The organism is Blautia sp. 1001283B150304_161114_C9 (genome assembly GCF_015668165.1).
In the GTDB taxonomy this organism is placed as follows: domain Bacteria; phylum Bacillota; class Clostridia; order Lachnospirales; family Lachnospiraceae; genus Blautia_A; species Blautia_A wexlerae.
Map to the genome: position 1 here is coordinate 1 of NZ_JADPGO010000044.1, position 22793 is coordinate 22793.

General features: G+C 41.0%; 16 protein-coding genes. All 16 read right to left on the reverse strand.

All coding sequences use genetic code 11. The annotated features are described in order from the left end of the window. Positions 1-464 precede the first annotated feature (464 nt). Positions 465-2588, reverse strand: a complete 2124-nt coding sequence (locus I4V44_RS15780; protein ID WP_118408993.1) for a SulP family inorganic anion transporter — start codon at positions 2586-2588, stop codon at positions 465-467. 19 nt (positions 2589-2607) lie between these two features. Further along, positions 2608-3081 carry an NADAR family protein gene (locus I4V44_RS15785; RefSeq protein ID WP_118408995.1) on the reverse strand — a complete coding sequence of 158 codons (474 nt, stop codon included), beginning with the start codon at positions 3079-3081 and terminating at the stop codon, positions 2608-2610. 491 nt (positions 3082-3572) lie between these two features. Next, a complete protein-coding gene (gene csn2, locus I4V44_RS15790; protein WP_118408997.1) occupies positions 3573-4241 on the reverse strand; it encodes a type II-A CRISPR-associated protein Csn2 in 669 nt (222 codons plus the stop codon). Next, positions 4238-4492 (reverse strand): CRISPR-associated endonuclease Cas2, encoded by a 255-nt coding sequence (cas2, locus tag I4V44_RS15795; protein WP_118408999.1) that lies wholly within the window; start codon positions 4490-4492, stop codon positions 4238-4240. Before cas2 ends, csn2 begins: the two co-directional genes overlap by 4 nt. A 96-nt stretch (positions 4493-4588) precedes the next feature. Further along, complete coding sequence (cas9, locus tag I4V44_RS15805) at positions 4589-8665, reverse strand: type II CRISPR RNA-guided endonuclease Cas9 (protein WP_118409001.1); 4077 nt, start codon at positions 8663-8665, stop codon at positions 4589-4591. A gap of 249 nt (positions 8666-8914) precedes the next feature. Next, positions 8915-10852, reverse strand: a complete 1938-nt coding sequence (locus I4V44_RS15810) for a bifunctional metallophosphatase/5'-nucleotidase (RefSeq protein WP_330610657.1) — start codon at positions 10850-10852, stop codon at positions 8915-8917. Positions 10853-10949: 97 nt separating this feature from the next. Next, on the reverse strand, positions 10950-11819 hold the full coding sequence (locus I4V44_RS15815) for a DegV family protein (protein ID WP_118409003.1): 870 nt from the start codon (positions 11817-11819) through the stop codon (positions 10950-10952). A gap of 224 nt (positions 11820-12043) precedes the next feature. Continuing rightward, positions 12044-13234 (reverse strand): S41 family peptidase, encoded by a 1191-nt coding sequence (locus I4V44_RS15820; RefSeq protein ID WP_055052541.1) that lies wholly within the window; start codon positions 13232-13234, stop codon positions 12044-12046. Positions 13235-13314: 80 nt separating this feature from the next. Next, positions 13315-14220: a permease-like cell division protein FtsX gene (gene ftsX, locus I4V44_RS15825; protein ID WP_008707359.1), complete on the reverse strand. Its 906-nt coding sequence runs from the start codon at positions 14218-14220 to the stop codon at positions 13315-13317. After that, a complete protein-coding gene (gene ftsE / locus I4V44_RS15830; protein WP_008707358.1) occupies positions 14210-14893 on the reverse strand; it encodes a cell division ATP-binding protein FtsE in 684 nt (227 codons plus the stop codon). The genes ftsX and ftsE overlap by 11 nt, the downstream gene beginning before the upstream one ends. A 299-nt stretch (positions 14894-15192) precedes the next feature. Continuing rightward, the gene (locus I4V44_RS15835) at positions 15193-16281 is read right to left on the reverse strand and encodes a PucR family transcriptional regulator (protein WP_008707357.1); all 1089 of its coding nucleotides are present in this window, start codon (positions 16279-16281) and stop codon (positions 15193-15195) included. Between the two features lie 146 nt (positions 16282-16427). Continuing rightward, complete coding sequence (locus tag I4V44_RS15840; protein WP_008707356.1) at positions 16428-17300, reverse strand: YitT family protein; 873 nt, start codon at positions 17298-17300, stop codon at positions 16428-16430. A gap of 158 nt (positions 17301-17458) precedes the next feature. Next, positions 17459-17824 carry a PqqD family protein gene (locus I4V44_RS15845; protein ID WP_022380147.1) on the reverse strand — a complete coding sequence of 122 codons (366 nt, stop codon included), beginning with the start codon at positions 17822-17824 and terminating at the stop codon, positions 17459-17461. Between the two features lie 24 nt (positions 17825-17848). Beyond that, entirely contained in the window at positions 17849-19747 is a 1899-nt protein-coding gene (locus tag I4V44_RS15850) for an OPT family oligopeptide transporter (RefSeq protein WP_196002949.1), read from the reverse strand. Between the two features lie 178 nt (positions 19748-19925). Then, complete coding sequence (locus I4V44_RS15855) at positions 19926-21719, reverse strand: cobaltochelatase CobT-related protein (protein ID WP_173703263.1); 1794 nt, start codon at positions 21717-21719, stop codon at positions 19926-19928. Then, positions 21709-22629 (reverse strand): AAA family ATPase, encoded by a 921-nt coding sequence (locus I4V44_RS15860; protein ID WP_055150380.1) that lies wholly within the window; start codon positions 22627-22629, stop codon positions 21709-21711. The genes I4V44_RS15855 and I4V44_RS15860 overlap by 11 nt, the downstream gene beginning before the upstream one ends. Between the last annotated feature and the right edge of the window lie 164 nt (positions 22630-22793).

Sequence of the window (22793 nt, forward strand, 5' to 3'; positions counted from 1 at the left end):
CTCCAGTGTCTGGCGGATTGGGATATTCTGTTTTCGTAATTCTACACCATAACTGGATATTATCTGCATTTTTATTTCTCCCTGATAACTCTTTTCTCAAATCCTATTGTTTTTTCTACTACCCATGGCTATATTTTAGCACATATAGCGCCAGAAGTAAACATGTGTTCTTTCTTTAAGTAAAGAATTTGCGCGTCTAACTCATCACTAAAGTAACGAGAATGCGACGCGCAGTTATTCAAATAGTGCCTGGCCTACTACAAACATGCCAACACAAAGGATTACGTTACTATTTACATACTGTGAATTCCCCTTAGTCCACCTATCCGCATAAAGATCGGAATCGTATGGAAAAAGGGGAAATATATCAGTGACAATATGCAGAAATTCCTGAACTTCACCAGGATGTACTACCGGGAACATCCGCTGATTCAGAAGCTCTGATTTGTATGCCAGACTGCTCGTTATTTTAACCTGCTATCTTTCTCACGCTGTTTTAAGACCAGTGCATACACATCCGGCCATTTTCTCTCAAGCTGCTCATCCAAAAGCCGTCTGCGCTCCTCGAACATTGCCACCAGCTCCGGATGCTCTTTCAGCATCTGTTCCCGGAGTTTCTTTCGATGCTTCTCAAAACGTACGGTCAGTTCCTGTTCATCCTGTCCGGAAATCTTTACAATTTCCTTCATATGCTCTTCCAGATGCTCAATCCATGCATCTGCATCAAGTTCATCCATATGATTCCACTGGCCATGGAGCAACTCCTGCATATCTCCGTTCTCTTTCAGATGCTCAATCTGCAGATGAATCTGCTTCTCTATCTCTGCCTCAGAATCAGAACCAAAAGCCCAGACAAATTCCTGTACACTGTTGTCCACACGCTTTCTGAACGGAGAACGTTCTGTATTATCTACATTGCCCTTCAAAGGATAAGGATAATGGATTCCCATATCCTTCAATGCCACATGTATAGTCCGACGCACACGTCCCTCTTCGATCATAAATCCAAGTCCCAGTGCGCGCATCTGTTCATTCAGCTCAGCGATATGCTCTGTTATGTAGAAACGAATTCCTCTTGACTTCAGAGAACGATACAGAATTGCAAGCCTGTCCGCAGCCGTAACATCAATACTGCCAATCCCGCTGGCATCCAGAATTACTGCTTTGGTATCCGGCCCAATGGCATTCTCAATATCCTGCTGTAAAATATCTATGTTTGCAAAAAACAGGCTGCTGCTGAATCGGTAGATCACCACGCCCTCAATCTCGCAGTTATGCAGGCTTTCCGTAAGATCCTCAAAATGCCTGTGCCCCGGCTGCACTCCCAGAAAACAGCGTGCCGGTTTCGCAGTACGGATGATCATCTCGGCAAAGGAGAGAATAATACCAATCAATACTCCATTGATGGTGCCTAGCGTCAGCACTCCACAGAATGCGCCCCAGTAAATCAGGCATTCCTTTTTGCTGATTTTCCTCAGACGTACAGCCAGATCAAATTCCGTTGCCCCCAGAAGTGAGGAGATTACAATTGCAGTCAGCATAGGAACCGGCAGATAAGCAATCAGCCCGGTTGCTCCCAGAAGCACAAGAATCATGGAAATTCCTGCAACAATTCCGGTCAACTGTGTTTTTCCCTGGTACTGTTCACTGATGGCGGTACGTGACACCGAACCGTTGATCGGACAACAGCCTGTCAGAGCTGCTGCCAGATTTCCCATGGAAAAGGCTACCAGCTCCTGGTTAGCATTTACCCTGTAACCATTTTTCTGTGCGAAGCTATTCTCACCAAGTAAAGTTTCCGCCATGATCACTACTGCAATTGACAGACTGTAGATGACCGCTTCTTTTAGACCAATGGCAGAGAAATCAGGAATACTCCATACAGGCAGCCCCGGTTCTACTGCATCCAGTGTACGGATTCCCCAGTTGGAAATCGGGACGAAATAGGATAATAATACACCTGCTGCCATCAGAACTACTACCATAGGAAACTTGGGCAGGATTTTTTTCATCACCAGAAGGATGACCAGAGAAACCAGACCTAAAATCAGGGAAGGCAGATTGATCTGCCCTAATGTAGCCCAGATATGCTCTGCCAGCTCCGACAATTCTCCGGTTCCTGCAGTTCCGCCCATTAATTTGGGCACCTGCATGAGAATGATCGTGGTGCAGATACCTGTGATAAAGCCTCCCATTACAGGTGCGGAAATATAGTTTACCAGTTTTCCTGCTTTAAAAAATGCAAATATAAACAGCCAGACTGCCACAAAAAATGTGAGCAACGGAACAACCGCCATGGCCTGTTCCGAACCACTCTGGATTCCCATTTCCACCAGTGCCGCCCCGATCAATGCTGCAGGTGCTGCATCCACTCCGAAGATGAACTGAGGTGATGTGGAAAACAATCCAAACAAAATAATCGGGAATACAGAGCCGTACAGTCCATAAACCGCCGGAAGCCCCGCAATCTGGGCATAGCCCATGGAAATCGGGATCGAAACAGCCATAATGATCAACCCGGTGAGGATGTCCTTTGATAAATTTTTTCTGTCGTAATTTCGCAATGTTTTGGCTAACTCAAGGTGCATTTGTTTTGCGTTCCTCCGTTTATAACTGTTCTCTCACTAACATTAAAGCATATCCCAGAAGATTGTTGCCTCTCCATTTGCTTCGCTCAAACCTGTTTGGATCTCTCATGGATAAACCAATTCCCCAAATCTGATCTCTTACTGCGCATTCAGCTAACACAGCATCACCTGTATCAACAAGTTTTTGTTTCAATTCTGCGTTTTGACTGAATTTCGCTTTTAATCCCTCATAAACAATAAGCTGCCTTACACCATTCCAGACATTTTCATCATAGGCATGTACTTTACGGCCTAATTTCTTAATCTCTGCAACATTATCTGTATGAAGTATGTCATTAGCTATTTTTTCATCATGAAAGCGACATGCCTTCTGATACATCATAAACTGCTCCATTGACGAAAAATCTATTCCATTGACTGTGAAATGACTAAGATACCAGTTGCTCAAATAGCCATTTTCTTCATCCGGGTTGTGGAAACATATAACGTTCATTGCGTTTCACCTGCTTTCTTTCTATAAAATCATTTAATTTAGATAAACTACTGTTCTAATTTTCTCTATGAATTTGCACTGCTCTCAAACAAAGATATGACAACATTTATCGCACGTATGGTTTGATTCCCCTACGAATTTGCACTACTCTCAAACAGATTAAGGAAGCTTTAAGAAAACTTATCGTTTGATTCCCCTACGAATTTGCACTACTCTCAAACACAACATATGGATTTAATTCTGATGCCGTTGTTTGATTCCCCTACGAATTTGCACTGCTCTCAAACTGGTTGGTGACACTGTCACATACCAGGTAGGTTTGATTCCCCTACGAATTTGCACTACTCTCAAACTTTGTACATATCAATCAGCTTGTATGTCATGTTTGATTCCCCTACGAATTTGCACTGCTCTCAAACCTCAAATGTTTGAAATAAATGATCTGCGAATCACTTGTGCAATTTCGCAAGTTGTATTTACTCACCCCTATACTAACACAAAATGCAGAAATCTGCATCCACAATATGTCTGCATTCACATTCAAGAATTGGATGTTCGCTACTTTCCAGTATCAGTATCTGTATATCTCTTTCTATTATATTCTGCAGAAATAAATTCATCTCTGCATCAGAAAGATAACTCCGCAAATTTACCAGAATGAATAATTTCTTTCCATCATATTCCTGAACTAATTCAAAATAATCCAACAGTTGTTCTCCCAGGTTGTCATAATCATCGTCTACACGAATTCCCGCAGCTTTAATCAATGTCTCAATTGATATTTTTGAAAATTCAAAAGCTCCAACCAGATCCAATGATAATTTCATGAGGTATTGCTCCCATTTTCCAATCATTTCCTTTGTTTCCAGATAATGACTCTCATCTACCGCAACATTCTGCATTCTTGTCGTCATTTTGGTAATAAGACTTTTCTGATTCATATCAAATGGTACAAACCTTGTAAGCAGTTCAATATGTTTTGCCATAGGCAGAACCTTATTATCTTCTGACAGCACACTTATTCCTTCTTCTCCTTGAACCTGATTAAAAATATCTCGAATCACACTATAAAATAATTTTTGATTTTCAATAACTATGCTACAGCATCGGCCACCCGCACAATCAAATATATGATCAATCTCCGACAAAATTATTTTCATAATATAATCAGCCTCTCTTCCGAATCTATGATATCACTGGTATATTCCCCCACTATATAATCCATTTTTACAAATTGTTTCTCCGTAATGGTTATTGTCTGAATCAATCCCTTAGGCGGCTTATTATTATGTACCATATTTTTCATAGATTTTTCCATAGATGGACTGGTCATCATTTTACAGTAAACAGATTCCTGCAGCATAATAACACCATTTTTGATCAAAACCTTGCGAAAGAATTCCAATTTCATCAAGCAAAACCCTTTTGGTTTCTAATCCTCTAACGACCATATATCCCATTTTATAATCCAGTTTTGCCTGATTTTCAATTACTACAATTCTCCAGCTCATAATAACTCCAATATATTTTCTGAACGCTTTTCCCATATTCCGGATGGTGACTGATCAATGATTCTGACATCTGAATAATTTTTTCTCCAATTTGATATTGTTGAACTGAAATTAACTGTTGCGCCACTATTAGGCGAACCACCAATCAATGACAAATCACAGCCACTTGTCATACGACCAAATACTGTTTGAATATTCATCAGAACCACACATTGTTCTTTAATATTCAATTTTTCAAACCATTCCTGTCCATCCATGAGAATTTGTACTGGTGAATTTATGCGCTTACTATAAATTGTATTCTGCAATTTTTCAATATACAGTTCATAAAGTTTTTGATTTTCCTCTACAGATACCTTATCATATTCTTTATCATATATAAAATCAGGATTCTTCTTAAATTTTTCAATAAATTTTTCCAGCTTCTTCATATAGCCTTTCCAGCAATCCTCTGAAGAAAACTGCATTATCGACTGTGCCACCAGACATTTTCCTTTGCCTCCAGTTCCAGTAATACATACTCTGAATCCATCTAATGATAGCATCGTATTAATCTTCCATGGACGCATACCCAGCGGAAATGAAATTTCATCTACCTTCTTGCCTAAAATACTTTCTAATCTGTTAAACGTATATTCTCTGGCAAATGTTTCATCTTCTAAAAAATGTTTTCCATGAAGCAATTCTACCGGCATAATTATAATTGCACATTTTTTCCTGATTTTATATTTGACAGGCATCAAAAACATTATACCAGCTTTATTATACCCACCATATTTTTCAGTAGGCAATCCCGCCTTTAAAGGAATCAAGCCGGTTCCTTTCTTAACTGGATTCTGGTCAAACAATCCTCCTGTTTTAAATGTAGCAAACTTCACAAAATGTGCTGTGTTCTTCTTCGCGATTTTCTTAACCTTTGCAAGCATCGACGCTCCATCCCAAACTATGGTTCCCTGGCAATTCACCGGATGAGAAAAAACTGTTTTTGTTTTTATACTATATTTTGAATCAACACTAAACCATCTCTTTGAAAATCGCATATTATAAACATTTCCTGCCACAATATTCAAATATGCATCCACTGCATGGTGCAGGTCATTATAAGTTCTGGACTTTGGCAAATCAAATTCGTGTCGAAAATCAGAAACAAGTCCTGCCTTTACATAAACAATGTCTATGTTCTGAAATCTTTCCTTCAACAAGCCTGCTATTAGCTTTGTAGATTGAGATGTCTCTGTAAGCTGTCGATTAATAAATCCATATTTTTCATCATCTGTAAACGGTGTTGACCTGATAAGACGCTTATATTTTTCATCACTGATCACTCCAATATGATGCCACCAATTCCATTGTCCCTGCATTCTGTTACGAATTTCAGGACTAATAGGGTATACATTACCTTTTGTTCCATTTATCTTTGATAATACCAATACTTTGTTATTAATAATACTGTCATCCTTTACATATGCCTGAGGATATATGTGATCTATGTCGTATTCTTTTGAGCCAGACATAAGCTTTTCCAGTTCTATAGGCATTCCACTGTATGCACATTTTCCAAACTGCATAAAGTACAAGAACAGATGCTCGCCCTGCAGACGACTGTCCACACGCTCTCCCATAGATTCTAATTGCTGTTTCAAATCCCGTACATCTTCTTCTCTACATTTGGCGTAAAGCTCAAGAATCTGCTGTTTTCTGCTTTTTGTTCTCTTCCCTTTCTGATCGGACAGTCCACCACGCGTCATTTCTACAAATATCTTATCTGGCTTTCCAAATGCCTTTTCAATATCTTTTACAACAGCAAGAGTTCTGTAAACTGGACGCCGCACTGAATTGGAAACACGCATTTCATCAAGACGTTCTTTTAAACTCTGGTTTTTCCCGGTGTAATATTCCTGTGTAAACATCTCCACAGCTTCCCGAAATGTATATTTATCCGAAAGTATTTCCATTAAATTATCATTGGTTTCCCACATTATCCGCAGAATCGTTGTCATTTCTCCATCCTGCTTATTGCATCCTTTTAATTCTGTTAAAAATTTTCTGGATAATTTTCCAAACTCTTTAATTTTGATTTTAGTGATGTAGCGAACATCATCCTGTGAAAGATCAGGATATTCTTTTCTAAGCCATTTTTTTACACGACTCTTGTCCTCTGCATAAGAAGCCCTCTCTATAATTTTTTCTACATCATTTTCAGATAAAATTTCTCTGCTCAAAAGATTTCGAAATGCATAATAAGATGACAGACAAGAATGCACTTGCTCATCAATTCCGCTTATCAGTTCTGTCGAACCCTTAGCCAGATAATTATTACTTATAAGATATTCTTCAATATCCTTTCGCCGCACTTTCTTTTTCTTTTCAAATAATTCATGATAGATTCCCTGTTTTACTTCAACAGGAACTTTGCGCCCATCAATCTTAAGATTATTAAGTTCATTCAGCACCATAAATTTCTGATAACATAGAGAATCTTTTGGCAAAACATCTTCCCCTGGCAAATAGGTGCATTTATTTGTCATCCTTTTGATAAATGAATTCTCACTGGCATCCTCGTCTATCATGACTTTGTAATTCCATGGAGTAATCTTTCCGGCTTTACGTGAAATCCATGCAAAATCTGATTTCTTATTTAATGGTCCTACATAATACGGAAGTTTATACCTGAAAATGGATACCACTTTGTCCATCTCACTGATTCCATTCCTGACTTCATTAAGAAATGGTAAATATAAGGATGCATTTTTCAAAATTCGAATCAACTCATATTCATATAATTGATGTGGTATTACACGATTATCAGTATTCTTTTGTTTAGGTAAAAAGCTATTCAGATTCAGACGTTCACACATATCCTCATATGACTGTAAATCTGTTTTCTCCGGCTTTATTAGCCTCATAAGTTTCAAGACATATTTTGAAAAATCCTCTGCTTTTGCTTTCTTTTTGATCTGACTTGCAGTATCTTTATCCATGTGACCTGTGTAAGCCACATAATTATCAGCTTTTGCTTTTCTGAATACTTCATTGTATTTATCAGGTACATATTTACGGACAAAATATTTCAATATCTGTAAATCTTTCCCATGCTGCTCATATATCTGTACTTTTGCCATGGAAATCGTTTCAGAATGACCGTTTAAAATATCTGCCAGTACACTCCAGTCATATAGTCCACGTAATGCTATGAGCAGGTCATAATCCTCTCCGATATTGCCTGAAATTTCACCAAACTTCTCCTCGTCCATCCCCAACGATACTGATCCCAAATCCAGATATTCTTCCTTGCAAAAAACGTCCTTTAATTTACACTGCCCGCCTGCCAAAAGTCGTATGATACTGTCCTGGCTAAAAGGAAACTCTTCAGTTCCGGATTTTTCCGGTTTCTTTCCTTCCAGAAGAATATTTTGTAACTCTTTATTTTTTGCCGTTACACCTGTTTTTTGTTTCAATACCTCTGCCAAAGCACTTACATCTATTTCACCCCATGGTCTTCTGTATCCATTTTCAGTAAAATAATTTATAAAATTTTGATACACTGAGCTGATATCCATGATTTCATCCAGTTTTTCCACATTGAGATTATTAAGGAAGTGTCCTCTGTGTGTTATCAGCCATGCGCAGGCCAGATATATCAGGCGCACATCATGAGGATTCTTATTATTCATTAATTCACAGATCAAATGGTGAATCGTTGGATATTCTCCCATATACTGAACATCTGTATATTCCTCATCATTGAAAAAAACATACCGGTCCTGAACATCCTCTCTCCAACGATAGCTTTCCGATAATCGAATAAAAAAACGATCATCTACCTTTGAAATTTCTTTAGCAAAAATTTCCTGCAGCAGATTTATTCTTTGCTGTCTCCTGTCCAGTCTTCTTCTTGCAGAACGATGACTTCTTCTTTCATCGCTCAAAGAAGCTGCATCAAATATAACACTGCCCCATGCATCATCCCCATGAACTCTCAGAAGATTATACTGATCATCTGTCACAGCATATCCGACTGAATCAGTTCCAATATCAAGTCCCAGATAAATTTTTTTACTTTTCTTTTCCATTTGACATTTCTCCTCCCGTATATTATTATAAAGATGCAAATCGTAGTTCCCCTACGGATTTGCACTGCGAGTTCAAATAAAAGTAAACTCAACTCACTGGTTTTTCCAGTTGCACAGTGTGTGCATTTAAAGACTTCATATTATGTTATGAGGTCTTTTTCTTTTTTCCAAAATAGAAATAGCTTTTCACATATCCGCCCTTTACCCTCCTGATAGAGCAACTGATCATGCAATGTTTATAGTAAAATGCTATCTCCTTCTTCTAATAATCTTTACAATTCCGAAGATCAACAGCAGAATCACCCCAACAGCCACAATACAGATTCCCACAATCGCTACGGCAAATTTATTCGGATGTTTTATCAGATTTATGATGTTTTTGCTGTTGTCGGCAACTTTTCTTTCGTGTGTTGTATTATAATATTCCGGCACATTTGCAATTCCGTCTTTGTCTGTGTCTTCAAAGGATTGCATGTATTCTGCGATTGCAGCCCAGGCTTTCAGTTCTTTTTTTCCATCCATGACTGCATAATCTTCCAGATTCTCTATGGGATTGCCGTTTTTATCTTTGGGGACGATGGATATCAGACCATAGGATTTGTCCAGAATAGAACCCAGCATACGGCCAGTGTACAGGTCAGTGACAACATGATACAATTTATCGTCCTGTATTTCTTCCCTTTCCCCATCCTTGCCTGTCAGATAACAGTTTGTTACTTTATTTAAGATCATTCGGTGGGGATTATAGGTGAAATTCATTCCACTGCAATATAATCTGGCTATTGTCATAAAATCTGAAATGGAGGCATCTACCTCTGCCACTGTTTTCAGTTCTTTTCCCGTTAAATATGCACTGATCAGAGGATAACCTGCAAGTCCGTCCTTTCCTGTTCCCAACGAGAAGGAATTATATACCTGCTCCACTGTTATATTGCCTTTTGTATAAGTATCTCTTACAGTTCCGGCAGGTACGATTGCAACATCTACTTTTTCTCCATCAGAGTCTCCTGTATTCTCTACTGCATATACATAAGCATCTGATATGATATCTCCCAGATTTAACTCCTCATGCTTTGTTTCCATCTCACTGAGGCTGTTAAATTCAATGTCATTCTCTGCCAGAATTTCCTCTCTGGTGTAACCAAAATTGGAAAGATAATTGGTGTCAACAGTATCTGACAATTCATCTATTTTCTTCTGTGTGGCCTCATCTGCCTTGATTTTATCCGTAACCGGAACAAGCTCATAGGTATCCGGTTCCCACCGTCCATTCTCTTTCTGAGTCATGGAAATTGTTCCCAGGTTTTTCCCATATTCTCCACAGGATACGATGCAGGTATCTCCCTGCAGGATTGGTTCTGCCAACTGTGTGTGGGTATGTCCGCTGACGATCAGATCAATGTCCGGAACATTCTTTGCAAGGATTTCGTCCTCTGATACTTTTTCGTCCTCCCATGTTCCGCTGTGTGATACACAGGCGATCATGTCTACATCTTCGTTCTTCTTTATTACCTCTACTGTTTCTCTGGCTGCTTCTGACGGGTCTTTGAAAAGAAGCTCGCAGGTAGGAGCGCAATCCAGAGAATCCTTGCCGAAAACACCCAGTACTGCAATCTTTACATCACCTTTTTGAATTACCGTATAGTCTTTTACTCCATATGTCTGAAATGCTTCATAAATCTGTTTCTGTCCTTCACTGAGGCCGGCTTTTTTCATTGCATCCCAGTCCACATTACACACAACCATCCTGGGAAGGTTTTCGCCTGAACTGACTGCGGCGTTCAGCATATCTGCCAGACCATCGGAGCCGTAATCAAATTCATGATTTCCCAGAGTTGTCACATCACAGCCCAGATATCCAAGCATCCGCAGTTCGGCGGCCTCTGTGTCATATACAGTCTGTATCAGAGTTCCCATGGAAAAGTCTCCGCCATCCAATATGAGTGTATCTGTATTCTCTTTCTCGTGCTCATTGATCAATGTTTTCAGCCGGGCAAACCCGCCGGTCTCCTGCTGTGTCCCGTCTACAATCGTTTGAAAGCTGTTCAAATGGGAATGCAGATCATGGGTGAACAGGATATCCAGATGTTTTGGCTCCTCTGAGGCGTTTACCTGATATCCTGTCAGTCCTGAAACGCTCAGCATAAATATAAATGTGAATGCGAATGCTTTTTTTAATAATTTCATAAAATTCTCCTGTAATATCAAAAGTGGTTCCACAGTATCATTTATCTTCCCGCAGGATAATGATACCATGAAACCATTTTACAAAAAAAAAACTAATTTATCTTTCATCTCCCACAAAGAACAACGCCATTGTTCCCGGACCTGAGTGAGCGCCGATGGTGGCTCCTACCTGATTCATGATAATCGTGTTGATCTGGTATTTTTCTTTTACTTTCTCTGCCACATAATTTGCATCGTCTTCACAGTCGCCATGACTGATAAAGATGGTATGGCAGGTGTCATGATAGCTGCCGATTTTCTCATCCATAAGCTTTACCAGCTCCTGAAGGGATTTTTTACGGCCGCGGACTTTGCCGATGGCAGTGAGTTTTCCGTCGTTGTCTACATGAAGGACCGGTTTAATATTCAGCATGCTTCCTACTACTGCAGTAGTTCTGGAAATGCGGCCTCCGCGGTATAGGTGATTTAAATCGTTGACTGTAAAAAGGTGTACCATATGAAGCCTGTTCTCTTCTGCCCATTTCGCAACTGTCTCCATATCTTCTCCCTGCTCTTTCTTCTCCTGTGCAAGGTAAACCAGAAGCCCCTGACCAAGGGAAGCGCCAAGAGAATCTACCACGATGATCTTGCGGTCCGGATAATCCTCCATCAGTTCCTCTGCTGCGATACGGCTGCTATTGTATGTACCACTTAAGGCAGAGGAAAATGCAATATGAAGAATATCTTTTCCTTCTTTCAGGTAAGGCTCCAGCAGTGCTTTTGCATTTTCAGGATTTACCTGTGCTGTGGTTGGCATGGAACCGTTTCTCATTGCCTCATAAAATTCATGCTCCGGAAGGAAATTTCCATGTGTATAATTTTTTCCATCCATGGAATAACTGAGATACATGCAGCCTACTCCATGGTCTTTGAGATATTCCTCCGGAAGATCTGAATTGTTGTCGGTGGTGATCACATATTCGCTCATGTTGTCGCCCTCTTTTTTCTGATATTTTTCACTTTCTGCCCATTAACTGTTTAACCGAATCAAGTAAGTCCCCTGCTTCAATTGCGAATATCCGCTTGACTATTTTTTCAGTTACGAAGCAAAATCCGCTGCCTGCTCAGTAATGGGCTTTTCATCTATAATAAAAATACTTCTATTATAAATACAGATATATACAGTATAACATCAAACTATCAGCCAAACAACTACTTTTCCTTCTCAACTGCCTTAATCGCTTCCTGCAGCTGATTATCCTCATCATGGGTGATCTCGTCTTTATTCTTATTCAGCAGGCTGGTATCCAGAGAAACCTCTATATCAGGTTTGATTCCTGTTTTGTTGATGTTGTTTCCTTTTGGAGTGTAGTAGTTGGCAACAGTCAGTTTAATGGCACTTCCGTCTGAGAGCTGGCGGATGGACTGTACCACGCCTTTTCCGTAAGTAGTTGTTCCGACAATCGTTCCAATACCATAATCCTGCACTGCACCGGCAAAAATCTCTGATGCACTGGCGCTGCTTTCATTTACCAGGACTGCAAGCGGAATCCGGAGTTCGTTTTTGCCATCACATTTTTCCTCTTCTCTGTTTCCGTCCTTATCTTCGGTGTAAACGATCAGTCCTTCCGGAAGGATTTTCCGCAGGACATCACAGACAGAATCAAGAAGTCCACCTGGATTATCGCGGAGATCCACGATCATTTTCTCCATTCCCTGTTTTTGCAGGTCATCAAAAGCTTCCTGATACTGTTCGCCGGTAACGCCTGTAAACTGTGTAATGCGGATGTAACCGATTTTAGAATCTAGCATTTCATGGAAAACAGACGGTAATTCCACATCTGTGACAGGGACTGTGATTTCCATGGCATCTTCTGCACCTTCTCTGTGAACAGTAAGCACCACACTGTCTTTATCTGAATTGCGGACAATGTCTGCAACATCAGATACTTCATCCTCTGTGATATCTTCCCCGTCAATGGCACTGATGATGTCCCCTTCCTCCAGTCCTGCTTTTTCTCCGGGACCACCCTCATAGCATTCAACAATCTTTACTCCGCCTTCTTTGTTCTTCTCCATAAGAATGCCGATCCCCACATAGCTTCCCTCATTGGAAGAATTCTCAGAATCGTATTCCTCTGCTGTATAATATCTGGAATAAGGATCATCCAGTCCATAGAGAAGACCTGCATAAAGCCCTTCCTGAAGCTTCTCTTCATCCTTATCTCCCAGATAGTATCTGTCGATCAGCTCTTCAAGATATGCCAGCTTTGATGTACACTTGCGATCACCAAGAGCTGTTCCTTTTGCTGCAAGACCTGTTCCTGCAAAAACACCTGTACCGATGCACGTCACAACCAGTGCTCCTGCTACTGCACCTTTCCAAAATTCTTTATTTTTCATGTCTGCACTCCTGTAAAAAAAGCCGCCGGTTTATGATATGATATCATTGTTCCGGCAGCTTCATGCTTATCTGCTTTTTATTATACTCTTAAATGCTTTCTTGTTGTAAAGAAACTTCCGATCAGTCCGATTCCGATTCCAAGTCCCAGACTTATTGGAAGTAATGTCTGGTAAATCTGCCATACCGGGATGAAATCCACCACACCTGTAAGCACATTAAACCTGGTCAGAATATAGGATATTGCCCCATTATAACAGAAATAAAGCACGATCAGCGGAACTGCTGCTCCGACCACCCCCAGAACCATGCCTTCCAGCAGGAATGGTGCTCTGACAAATGCGTCTGTAGCTCCTATGTATTTCATAATTCCAATCTCTTCTTTACGGACTGCAATACCCACAGATACCGTATTGCTGATCAGGAATATGGAGATAATAAGCAGTAATACAATGATGGCAATGGAAATATAGGAAACCAGCTTATTGATATTTCCCAGTGTTTTTGCTGCTTCCTCAGACTGGTTGACTTTTCTTACATGTTTCAGTTCCTGTATATAGGAAACAAGTTCTGACTGCTTCGTGATATCATTCATATACACACGATAATTGGCTGAATTTGCAAGAGGATTATCGTCCTTAAATCCGTCTGCTGCCTCTGAACCCTGGAAATACTGCTCTTTGTATTCCTCCCAGGCTTCATCAGCTGACTGATACTCTATTTTCTCTACTTCCGGACGTGCCTTGATCTTCTTTCCGATTGCTTTGATCTGTTTGTTTGTAGTTCCCTCTTCAAAGAATACTGTGATCGGCACTTCCTGCTCTACCTTATGTGCAATATTATTCACATTATTGACAATGGAGAAAAAGATTCCAAACAGAAAAATACAGGCAGCCATGGTGATAATGGAAGCCAGGGAAAACATCCAGTTTCTTTTGATATTTTTGACACCCTGTTTCAGAGTGTACCAGATTGTACTAGGCCTCATGATATTCTCCCTCTTTCTCGTCACTTATAATAGAGCCCTCATGCATGGTCACAACACGTTTGCGCATGGAATTTACAATATCCTTGTTATGTGTAACAACCACTACTGTGGTTCCTCTGTCGTTGATCTGTTCCAGAAGCTTCATGATTTCTTCGGAAGTCTTCGGATCCAGGTTTCCTGTAGGCTCGTCTGCCAGAAGGATATCCGGACGGTTGACCAGCGCCCTTGCCAATGCAACTCTCTGCTGTTCTCCACCGGAAAGTTCATCCGGGAAGGATTTGTATTTGACAGCAAGTCCAACTTCCTGAAGTACCTCCGGGACACGTTTACGGATTACTCTTGTGGGACGGTTGACTACTCTCTGGGCAAACGCTACATTCTCATATACATTTCTGTCTTTCAGAAGACGGAAGTCCTGAAATACTACGCCCAGCTTACGGCGGTATTTGGCTACTCTTCTGTGTTTCATTCCTTCCAGACGTTCCCCGCTTACGATGATCTGGCCGGATGTGGAATCCAGCTCTTTCATAAGAAGTTTGATCAGGGTTGTTTTTCCTGAACCACTGTTTCCTACTACAAAGACGAATTCACCTTTATCTATATGTAAGTTCGCATGGTTCACTGCCGGAAGGCCGGGACCATAGGACTTGCTTACATCTATAAGATCTATCATAGATTTTTCCTCCAATGGGTTAATGAATTTGTAACATTATTGTAATGTATGTTTTTGGGGATTGCAAGAGATTTTTGAGGATTCATAGAATGTTCACAGTAACGCAGCCAACATTCATTCCAAATTGCCTGCAGCAATGGAATTTTGGCTTTCATGTCTCAGGATATTGCATACCTTATCAATTGCAATCTCGATTTCTAACTATACACTGCAAGGCTGGATTTGTAAAGGTCAAAAATGCCTGCGTCAGCAATTAAAGCTGTGGCAGGCATTGAAAATTTTCCTTCTATTATAATATATCAGTATTCCAGTGTTTCCATATATTTCATATAACGTACTACCATGAGTGCAATCTTGAATGTAATGGCATCTTCAAAAACGCGGAGATCAAGACCTGTACTCTTCTGGAGTTTATCGAGGCGATAGACCAGAGTGTTTCTATGGATGTAAAGCTGTCTGGATGTCTCTGAAACATTGAGGCTGTTCTCGAAGAACTTATCAATTGTAACCAGAGTCTCTTCGTCAAAGTCATCCGGAGATTTGCCGCCGAAGATTTCTTTGATAAACATCTTACAGAGTGGGATCGGGAGCTGGTAGATCAGTCGTCCGATTCCCAGAGAGCTGTATGCGATCACTTCTTTATCTCCGAAGAAAATCTTCCCTACATCAAGAGCCATGCGGGCTTCTTTATAGGAACGTGATACTTCTTTCAGTTCATTGACGATAGTACCATATGCCATATGTGTCTTACCGTCATTTCCCATTCCAAGAGTATCAAGGATAGTATGTGCAAGCTGATCCATCTCAGGATAATTCTCACCATCTTCAAGTTCCTTGACTACGATAATACTCTTCTCATCTACTGCTGTGATAAAGTCTTTACTTTTACCACCGAAAAGACTCTTCACGCTTTCCATGGAGCTGTGGTCTTTCTCCTGTGGCATTTCAAGGATCATGACTACGCGGCGGACATCTGCCTCAATGTGCAGTTTCTTCGCACGATTATAAATGTCAACAAGGAGCAGATTGTCAAGAAGAAGGTTCTTGATAAAGCTGTCTTTGTCAAAGCGTTCTTTGTACGCTACGATCAGATTCTGGATCTGAAAAGCGGCGAGCTTGCCGACCATATAAGTATCTTCATCGTCGCCATGGGCAACCAGTATATATTCCAACTGATAGTCATCACAGACTTTAAAATACTGGAACCCCTTTACAAGCTGGCTGTCGGCCTGTGATTCTACGAAAGCCTGTACATCCTGTGTTGCAATGGAAAAATCTGCAAAAGTACTTGCAAGCACTTTACCTTCTGTGTCTAGTACACAAAATTCTGTTCTGGAAATCTCTTTTAACCCTTCAAGAGTATTCTGAAGCACCTGATTCGATATCATCTGATTTTAATCCCTTCTCATCCTATAGTGTTTATTTTCCGTTTTAACCATAAAACCTTATACCTGTATTGTATTTTAATATATATTTACCAAAAATGAAAGAGGAAAGAGAAAAAAATTTACAATTTTTTATATATTTTTTTGTATTACTTTTTTTCAATAAAACCTTCTCCATGGACTTCCCTGGCATCTGTCACTATCACAAAGGCTTCCGGATCAATTTCATCTACTTTTTCTTTAAGCATTACGATCTCTTTTTTATTTACCACGCAGAAAAGCATCAGTTTATCCTGTCCTGAGTACATTCCTCTGGCACTGATGCCTGTTACACCTCTGTCCAGATCTTTCATGATCATATCTGCTATTTCTTTTGGCTTTGCTGTAATGATATAGGCAGCTTTTGAGAATTTCAGACCTTCAATCAAACCGTCAGATACTTTTGTCACCAGATATACCGCAATAATCGCATAGAGTGCCTTGTGGATGCCAAACACATACATACCCACCAGTACAACGCCTGCATCTATAACCTGCATGATCTGTGCGATTGAATAGTGCTGCAGATATTTCTGGATGATAGCTGCCATCATATCGGTTCCTCCGGTTGTTCCACCGCCCAGAAAGACAAGACCGATTCCCACACCCTGGATCACACCACCGTAAAGTGCGGCAAGAAGAAGATCATTGCCCGCAAGATTCCATACAGGTTCTATGGCAAGCCAGGTGGACAGAGCAATTTCTCCTATCAAAGCTTTTTTTACAAAGGAGAATCCATTAATCTTCCATCCGATCAGAAACAGTGGAATGTTCAACCCCATATTTGTTACCCAGAGAGGGATACCACCGTCAATGATTCCCTGACTCCCTGCTTTTATAATGATCGCGATACCTGAAAAGCCTCCGGTTACCATACCTGATGCATCAAATACGGAATTGATCGCCAGTGCCATTAATCCGGTTCCTGCTATGATCATCAGATATTCCAGAAGCTGTGATCTTTTTCCATTTACTAACTTCATTCATTCGCCTCCTTGTATTCTGTAAAAATAATATTTGTTTTATGCTTTCATGAATATCAGCCAGAGATACCGCTTTATCACTGTGCCGTAATTATTCTTCCATAAACTACAAGAACGGCAGCAATCCATGAAGGACTGCTCCCGCTCTTATTCTTACCTTATTTTTCAGGCTTATTGATAAAATTTACAAAATGATAACTCTCCATTATCTGGAAGTATTTAACGATCCTTGGATATAAAGGCTCTGCCTTCTCCCCAAATTCGTCTTTTACCAGTGCAGCAATATCTTCCACTGTCTTCCTGCCATCTATGAGTGGCCAGATAAATGTGCCATTGTCATCCAGATGTATCTTCGTATATCTGGGTTTTCCAAACAGCTTCTGGGCGATTGTGTTAAACGCGCCCTTATTCTCTATTTCCAGCACCATTCTCCCCCTGATATCCGTATGCCAGCGAAGCTGTGCACTGCGCTCAGGAATGAGATCCAGATAATTGATCTGTATTTCTTTTTTCTTTTTACTCATTTAGATATTATCATCCCCGCCTGATCAGGCTTTCTTCTTATTCCAGATGCTGAATTTCAGAAGGCTTAAGATCATAAGTAACATCAGGATCACGCCGCCTGCATTACCAAGGTTAATGCTTCCGGAGAGATCAAATACACTGCTTACGTTTACTACTGCAAGGATTGCAAGAAGGATACCTACAAGACCTTCACCTGCGATCATACCAGCACAGTAAAGTGTACCGTCTGTTGCCTGTACCTCTTTAGTCTTAGCATCAACGTTCTTTCTGCCGTCAACGAACATACGAACAACACCACCGATCATGATAGCAGCGTTGAGGTAGATTGGAAGGTAAAGACCGATAGCAAATGGCATAACCGGAATTCTTAAGATTTCCAGACCAATTGCAAGGAATACACCGATAAATACCAGTGTCCATGGAAGCTTTCCGCCCATGATACCTTCTACGATCATCTTCATCAGAGTTGCCTGAGGAGCAGGTACTTCTGCACTTCCGTATCCCCATGCAGTGTTCAGAAGATAAAGAACACCACCAATAGCAAGACCGGCAGCAACAACACCGATAAGCTCACCGATCTGCTGTTTCTTAGGAGTTGCACCAAGAAGATAACCTGTCTTTAAGTCCTGTGAAGTATCACCTGCGATCGCTGCTACGATACAGATTACGGAACCGATCGCAATTGCTGCTTTCATTCCATCGATACCTGTTTTGCCTGATGCTTTGATAACCATTGTTGCGATCAGAAGTGTAGCGATAGCCATACCTGATACAGGGTTGTTGGAGCTTCCTACAAGACCAACCATACGGGAAGATACAGTTGCAAAGAAGAAGCCGAAGATTACGATAATCAGCGCACCGATCGGGTTAACCGGGATAGCCGGAACAAGCCAGATGATCGCAACCATTGCCACAATACCGATCAGGATAACGTTCATTGGAAGATCCTGTGCAGTTCTTTCTGTACTTGTATTCTTGCCACCCTTCATGCTCTTCATGGAATCACGGAAGGTTGCAATGATCAGAGGCAGGGATTTGATCAGAGAAATAATACCACCTGTTGCGATAGCTCCTGCTCCGATATATTTTACATAAGTACTCCAGATTTTAGATGCTCCGCCTGCTGCATAAAGAGCAGAAATTGTTTCTGTTCCGGGATACATAACTGTATCAGCTCCGAACAGACAGATTACCGGAATCAGCACCATCCAGCCAATAAGAGAACCAACAAACATAAAGGATGCGATTCTTGGTCCTACGATATATCCAACACCGAGAAGTGCAGGATAGCATTCCATACCAATTTCACCTTTGAATCCTTTAAATGCTACTGCAACGTCTGCAGGGATTACCTTTAAACCGTCAACGACAAATTTAAAGATCGCTGCGATTCCCATACCTGAGAATACTGTCGCAGCGTTTGCACCACCCTCTTCACCTGCAAGAAGAACATCTGCGCAGGCAGTTCCTTCAGGATAAAGAAGTGTTGCATGCTCTTTTACGATCAGTGCGTTACGAAGTGGTACCATAAAAAGTACACCAAGAACACCACCGCAAAGTGCGATTAATGTGATTTCCACGATACCCGGCATTTCACAAAGTCCTTCTTCTGCCCAAAGGAACAGAGCTGGCATTGTGAAAATTGCACCGGCTGCCAGTGATTCACCGGCTGAACCGATTGTCTGGACCATGTTGCTCTCCAAAATGGAGTTCTTTTTCATGATCTTGCGAATTACGCCCATGGAAATAACTGCTGCCGGAATGGAAGCAGATACAGTCATACCTACACGCAGACCAAGATAAGCATTGGCTGCACCGAAGATAACTGCAAGGATAACACCCATGACGATGGATGTCACCGTAAATTCAGGTGTGATCTTGTCAGCCGGAATATACGGTTTGAACTCTTTGTTTTTGTCCATGATTTCCTCTCCCTTTTGTATTGATTTATAAACATAGAACATTATAGCGAAATTTATACAAAAAGGCAAGGTGAAAAAACTGGTTTTTTATGCACTTTACCGTATTGACGTGCTAACTTGATAATCTCTTAACATATCAGCACGCTCAAACAGCATATTTTTGCTCTGTTTTATCAGTCTATTCATCTGAATCCAACTGTTTAATCAGGTATCTCCCGACAATTCTGGAAAAATTCGAAATATCCCGGATATATGCGAAATCTTTGCCAAATATCTTTTTTTCTGTGGAAAGGTCTTTTTCTTCCCCTGCAAAGACTCCCAGAACACTTACTCCAAGGTTTCGCAGGTGCCGCACTTCTGTAGCAGTATCATTGATCGCATATTTTCCCATATAAGGTTCCGGGTTCTTTGCGTGAGGTCTGTTTACGATGACATCATATGGTTTTCCATCACTCAATACAATGAGGATTTTTTTCTCCTCAGATCTCTGAAGCAGACCGTATCCTGCGGTTTTGATGGCAAGTCCATCCCTGTTATTGGAAGAAGTTACATAATTAAAAATATTTTCATTAGCTGACTGTGGATCATCGTACTCACGGAATCTGTGAAGGATCGTATAGTCCCAGAATGTGCAGAAGCTCATGACACGGTGAGGCAGGTTTACATTACTTAATGCTTCACTGATGATATAAGCCTGTAATGCCACATCTCCCTGCCTGGACATCTGGGAACCGCTGGCATCGATCAGCACATCTACTACGAAATCAGATGCATCAGATTTCAATTCTCTTTTAAACAGATTTGCTTCACTGCTTCTGCCCACACGCCAGAGTCTGGACGGAATGATCGTTCCTCTGTCTGACAGTACTTCCTGCGTCTCGCTTTTCAGCACCAGTGTCTTTCGTAAAAGGTCTGTGAGGGATGCGATGTTCTGCTTTACGATTCTGTGTTTGTCATGGTAGAGCCAGATATTCTTATTCTTTAATCGTACTGCATATTCGTACTGATAGTTTCGTTTGACCGGATTCTTAAGAATTCCTTCTGTAAAATAAAGGCTGCAGTCCCTGTGAAGTTCCCTGCACATCAGATAATTCATTCGCTTCTCTTCTGCAGGAGTCAGATAAGTTTTTCCGAAATTCAACTCAACATAGGTGTATGCTTTCTCAAGTTCTTCCTCTGTGAGAATTGTAATTTTGTGTTTGGTCTGGCGCTGTTTTTCCATTTCTTCAGTGACAGCAGTGTCTTCCATGTCCGTAATCTTATTTGTCATCTGTTCGATGTAACTCTCCAGAGCTTCCTCATAAAGTTCTTCTGTGAGAAAATCTTCCCAGTCGTATTCTGTCAGTTCTTCCATGGTGACTGCCATAACCTGTTCCAGTGTTCCATGATCTTTCTCAAAATCCGGATCAATGATAGTGTTGTAAAGACTGTCAATAATACGGATCAGTTCTATAGTGTCTGCAGCTGTTCTGGCTTTGTAAACCATGTCGCGGATTTTCCGAAGACGCTCTTCTACATAATGGTTTCCATTCTGTAAACGGTCACGCAGGATGGCAATCTTCAGGCGACCGAGAATATCTCCGTATGCGGGCATCCGTTCAAACTCCTGATCCAGGATATCCTCGAATGCTTCCTTCTGCATCTCCCGGACTCCCGGACGTTCCTGACAGATTTTGTCCCCGATTGCTTCTTCTACACATAGCTGTGCTACTGCAGTCAGTTCTCCCTCTCCTGCCTGGCAGAAAACTTTTTTTACCAGATATAAACCCAGCAGATTTCTGTCATAATATTTTGCCAGAGCGCCCTGCTTGATGCCGTCATACAGAGCAATTGCTTTTGAGCGCAGATACAGGGAAACATCTACTTTCATATTTAATGTGTAATCCCCGCTGATAGTCCAGAGGAGATTGCGGATCCTGTTTTCCAGTTCCAGACGGTAATCATCGATTTCTACGATTTTCTCATCTTTCATATACATCATCCCTTGTCCAGTCTGCCGGAATTCTGGTTTTCACAATATCCTCTACGATTTCTTTCTCGAAAATGTCAAAGGTCTTGTTCACCACTCCCATAGTAACTGCTTTTCTCGGAGAAAGTCCGGTTTCTACAATCTTCATGGCTGCAAGGAGACCTCGCAGATCCAGAGGTTTGGTGGAAATTTCACTGTTTGTGGCTTTGAGCTGAAGATCCAGGAATACTCCGATGAACTGTGTTCTGGCGTTTTCTTTTATATTTGGAAACATCCGGCGGAAAATAAATTCCAGGGATTCTTCAGTCTGAGCCGGCATGTCTATGACCAGAAATCTGGATACCAGCGCTTCATTGAGTTCTTTGGTTCCTGCATAACCGTAATTCATGGTTCCAATAAAACGGGCAGCCGGATGAAGATCAATTTTGTCATAGCCCGGGACATCGATGGAACGACGATAATCCAGAGTTGCATGGAGAACGGAAACTGCATCGTTCTTTGCCATATTAATCTCGTCGAGAATTCCGAAACCACCGTATTCTGCACACTGATAGATAGTTCCTTTGCGAAGCTTAACTTCATTGTCCACGAAAGTGTCTGTGCCTATCAGATCTCCGCTGTTTGTATTTACGTGAAAGGAAACATTGTATGCGGGACGGTTGAAAATATATGCCAGGTTCTCTGCAAGGATATTTTTTCCTGTTGCCTTCGGACCGGTGAGTAACAGATTCTCCCCTTTGAGCAGTCCGGCAATGGCCATTTCCAGAATGTCTTTTCCGTAAAATGGAATGGATGGTTTCACAATCCTGCCTGCTGTTTCCGGTGCCACTTCATACCGGCTACGGAATTCTTCTACTCTCTTTATCAGTTCAGGGGCTACCTGCTGCTCCTCCAGAAATTTCAGTTCTTCCATTTAGTTCTCCTTTATATAACTATTATAGTCCAGTTTGTGTTATAGAAAAAGGCCGCTTATCTTTTTCAGATTCACGACCCTTTTATTATGTTACTGTTCACTCCGTTCACAGTAACGTAGCCAAAATTCATTCCAGATTGCCTGCGGCAATGGAATTTTGGCTT

Bases quoted from the DNA above. Each gene is read 5' to 3' on its own strand.
- I4V44_RS15780 (WP_118408993.1), bottom strand. From the start codon at position 2,588: ATGCACCTTGAGTTAGCCAAAACATTGCGAAATTACGACAGAAAAAAT.
- I4V44_RS15785 (WP_118408995.1), bottom strand. From the start codon at position 3,081: ATGAACGTTATATGTTTCCACAACCCGGATGAAGAAAATGGCTATTTG.
- csn2 (WP_118408997.1), bottom strand. From the start codon at position 4,241: ATGAAAATAATTTTGTCGGAGATTGATCATATATTTGATTGTGCGGGT.
- cas2 (WP_118408999.1), bottom strand. From the start codon at position 4,492: ATGAAATTGGAATTCTTTCGCAAGGTTTTGATCAAAAATGGTGTTATT.
- cas9 (WP_118409001.1), bottom strand. From the start codon at position 8,665: ATGGAAAAGAAAAGTAAAAAAATTTATCTGGGACTTGATATTGGAACT.
- I4V44_RS15810 (WP_330610657.1), bottom strand. From the start codon at position 10,852: ATGAAATTATTAAAAAAAGCATTCGCATTCACATTTATATTTATGCTG.
- I4V44_RS15815 (WP_118409003.1), bottom strand. From the start codon at position 11,819: ATGAGCGAATATGTGATCACCACCGACAACAATTCAGATCTTCCGGAG.
- I4V44_RS15820 (WP_055052541.1), bottom strand. From the start codon at position 13,234: ATGAAAAATAAAGAATTTTGGAAAGGTGCAGTAGCAGGAGCACTGGTT.
- ftsX (WP_008707359.1), bottom strand. From the start codon at position 14,220: ATGAGGCCTAGTACAATCTGGTACACTCTGAAACAGGGTGTCAAAAAT.
- ftsE (WP_008707358.1), bottom strand. From the start codon at position 14,893: ATGATAGATCTTATAGATGTAAGCAAGTCCTATGGTCCCGGCCTTCCG.
- I4V44_RS15835 (WP_008707357.1), bottom strand. From the start codon at position 16,281: ATGATATCGAATCAGGTGCTTCAGAATACTCTTGAAGGGTTAAAAGAG.
- I4V44_RS15840 (WP_008707356.1), bottom strand. From the start codon at position 17,300: ATGAAGTTAGTAAATGGAAAAAGATCACAGCTTCTGGAATATCTGATG.
- I4V44_RS15845 (WP_022380147.1), bottom strand. From the start codon at position 17,824: ATGAGTAAAAAGAAAAAAGAAATACAGATCAATTATCTGGATCTCATT.
- I4V44_RS15850 (WP_196002949.1), bottom strand. From the start codon at position 19,747: ATGGACAAAAACAAAGAGTTCAAACCGTATATTCCGGCTGACAAGATC.
- I4V44_RS15855 (WP_173703263.1), bottom strand. From the start codon at position 21,719: ATGAAAGATGAGAAAATCGTAGAAATCGATGATTACCGTCTGGAACTG.
- I4V44_RS15860 (WP_055150380.1), bottom strand. From the start codon at position 22,629: ATGGAAGAACTGAAATTTCTGGAGGAGCAGCAGGTAGCCCCTGAACTG.